This is a genomic window from Arthrobacter sp. 05L45_2, assembly GCF_056397525.1.
In genome coordinates this window covers 1-1879 of sequence record NZ_JBFTNO010000325.1, presented here as the reverse complement: position 1 = coordinate 1879, position 1879 = coordinate 1, and the positions used below count along the sequence as shown (strand labels likewise).

General features: G+C 71.4%; 2 protein-coding genes. Both read right to left on the bottom strand.

Going from position 1 to position 1879, the window contains the following annotated elements; genetic code table 11:
• Positions 1-194 precede the first annotated feature (194 nt).
• On the bottom strand, positions 195-1184 hold the full coding sequence (locus AC1DHD_RS16050) for an aldo/keto reductase (RefSeq protein WP_476880660.1): 990 nt from the start codon (positions 1182-1184) through the stop codon (positions 195-197).
• Positions 1185-1189: 5 nt separating this feature from the next.
• Positions 1190-1879 (bottom strand): alpha-amylase family glycosyl hydrolase (locus AC1DHD_RS16045; protein WP_476880659.1); only part of this gene is annotated, 690 nt, incomplete at its 5' end.

Sequence of the window (1879 nt, the reverse complement as noted above, 5' to 3'; positions counted from 1 at the left end):
GGGCGATTTCGGCCGGGACGTTGCGCTGGGGCCGGACAATCCCGGCGGTGGTGATAGAGGTCATGACTCTACGCTAGCCGCCCGGGACCGTCCGCCGCCAAGTAATACCCCCGTTAAGGGCGACCAATACGACCAAAATCACGCTGGGACCCGTGCGGCGGGCGGCGGATGCGTCCGTCGCTAGGGAATGTTGCCTAGGGAATGTTGCTGCCCCGGGCGGTGATCCAGAGCCTGTACCACTCGGCCCGCGTCATGGCTGCGGCCACCCGCGCCGCGTCCGCGCAACCACGGATCCGGTCGGGATTGGCGCTGCCGATCACCGGGCTGATGGCGGCCGGGTGCTTCATCAGCCAGCCCAGCAGTACGGCCTCGCCGGTGGTGCCGGCCGCTGCGGCCATTTCGGCCACCAGTACCGCTGTGGCTTCCGCCGCGGCGCTCGGGTCTGAGCCCGCGGCCGCCCCGGTGTAGAGCCCCCGGGACAGGGCCCCGTAGGCCTGCAAAGCGATGCCGCGCCGGACGCAGTGCTCCACGGTGCCGTGCGGGAAGCTGTAATCAGTGCCCTCCGCGTGGTTGACCAGCACGGTGCTTTCCAGCCAGGCCCGGGCCGAGAGGCTCATTTCCAGCTGGTTGGCCACCACGGGCACCTCGAGCCGGTCCTGCAGCAGTTCGATCTGCGGGGCGGACATGTTGGACACGCCCACGGCGCGGATCTTGCCCTCGGAGAGCAGCTGTCCGACGGCGGAGGCCACCTCGGCCGGATCCAGCAGCGGATCCGGGCGGTGCAGCATCAGCACGTCGACGTAGTCGGTCCTCAACCGGGCGAGGCTGCCCTCCACCCGCTCAAGGATGCCCTCGCGGCTCAGGTCGTAGTACGCCTCCAGGCCCTGTTCGTTGAGCCGGATCCCGCACTTGGTCTGCAGCCGGATCCGCTCCCGCAGGCCGGGGGTCCGCGAAAGCACCTCGCCGAAGACGGCCTCGGACTTGCCGTTGCGGTAGATGTCGGCGTGGTCGAACAGCGTGATCCCGGCGGCCAGGGCTGCGTCGACGGCGGCGGCCGCCTCGTCCACATGCGCGGACGAGTACGGCTCCGCCGCCCAGGTGCCGCCCAGGCCCATGCAGCCGTAGATCAGCTCCTGGGCCAGGTCCGGGCCGGCTCCGGCCGTTCCGACGGCCGGCCCGGACAGCGGGCTCACCGCAGCCAGACGGTGGTGTTGCCCGGGAGCAGCCGGCCGTCGACGGGGGCGCTGCTGACCAGCACCTCGCCGGCGGGCAGCTCGACGGCGTCGTCCCCGAAGTTGGTGACGGACTGCCAGCCGTCGTGGCGGCGGAAGTGCAGCACGTTGGCGTTGGCGGACTCCAGCCACTCCAGCTCTTCCGAGGCCTGCAGTTCGCGGCGCAGCTTCAGGGCCTTGCGGTAGAACTCCAGGGTGGAGCCTTCGTTCCCGTCCTGGGCGGCCACGGCGTACCGGGCGAACCAGGCCGGCTGCGGCAGGTGGGCGCCGCCGTCGCCGAACCCGAACGAGGTCCCCTCGGCAGCCCACGGCAGCGGCACCCGGCAGCCGTCGCGGCCGATCTCCACGCCCTTGTTGCGGAAGAASGTGGGGTCCTGGCGTTCGGYGTCSGGGATCTCRGCRACCTCCTGSAGGCCSAGCTCYTCRCCCTGGTASAGGTATGCGGAGCCGGGCAGCGCCAGCATGAGCAGGGTCGCGGCGCGGGCGCGGCGCAGGCCGAGTTCGACGTCGAGTTCCTCGGCGGGGGCGCCGGCGAGGAGCCAGCCCTTGCCGTCCTGGCCCTTGGCGTGCCGTCCACCGCCCTTGGGCAGGCCGTAGCGGGTGGCGTGCCGGACGACGTCGTGGTTGGAGAACACCCAGGTGGAGGA